Below are 810 nucleotides of genomic sequence, written 5' to 3' on the forward strand. Positions count from 1 at the left end.
AAGGCGACCAATTTGGGGTTGGTCGGAGAACGCAGTGGCTTATATCCTCAAAAACAACGGTGGTCTGACATAGAGAGGGCCACCTTTTCTTTCGGCTATGGGCTAATGGTAACCCCGTTACAGTTAGCGCGAGTCTACGCAACGATTGGCAGCTATGGCATCTATCGCCCGTTGTCGATTACCAAAGTTGATCCTCCGGTTCCGGGCGAGCGCGTCTTCCCGGAATCACTCGTTCGTACCGTCGTTCATATGATGGAAAGCGTGGCGCTGCCCGGCGGCGGCGGTGTGAAAGCGGCGATCAAAGGCTATCGCATCGCGACTAACACCGGTACGGCGAAAAAAGTGGGGCCGGATGGCCGCTATATCAACAAATATATTGCTTACACCGCAGGCGTTGCGCCCGCCAGCCATCCGCGCTTCGCGCTGGTGGTGGTGATCAACGACCCGCAGGCAGGTAAATACTACGGTGGCGCCGTTTCCGCGCCGGTCTTCGGTGCCATCATGGGCGGCGTATTGCGCACCATGAACATCGAGCCGGATGCGCTGGCAACGGGCGAAAAAAGTGAATTTGTAATTAATCAAGGCGAGGGAACAGGTGGCAGATCGTAATTTGCGCGACCTACTCGCTCCATGGGTGCCAAACGCACCGGAGCGCATTCTGCGAGAGATGACGCTGGACAGCCGGGTGGCTGCTTCCGGCGATCTCTTTATCGCGGTACAGGGTCATCAGGCGGACGGGCGTCGTTATATCCCGCAGGCGATAGCGCAAGGTGTGGCTGCCATTATTGCTGAAGCGCAGGGCGAAGCTAA

At 57.4% G+C, this 810-nt stretch carries 1 protein-coding gene and 1 pseudogene; both read left to right on the plus strand.

Features of this window, described 5'->3' with window-relative positions:
- Positions 1–609 (plus strand): annotated as a pseudogene (gene ftsI / locus HHU12_RS34215) (peptidoglycan glycosyltransferase FtsI); the annotation flags it as partial.
- On the plus strand, positions 596–810 hold a 215-nt coding region (locus tag HHU12_RS34220; protein WP_317170700.1), incomplete at its 3' end, for a Mur ligase domain-containing protein. The pseudogene ftsI and the gene HHU12_RS34220, both read left to right, overlap by 14 nt.

The sequence above is a fragment of the Flammeovirga aprica JL-4 genome (assembly GCF_012844305.1).
Taxonomy (GTDB): Bacteria; Bacteroidota; Bacteroidia; order Cytophagales; family Flammeovirgaceae; genus Flammeovirga; species Flammeovirga aprica.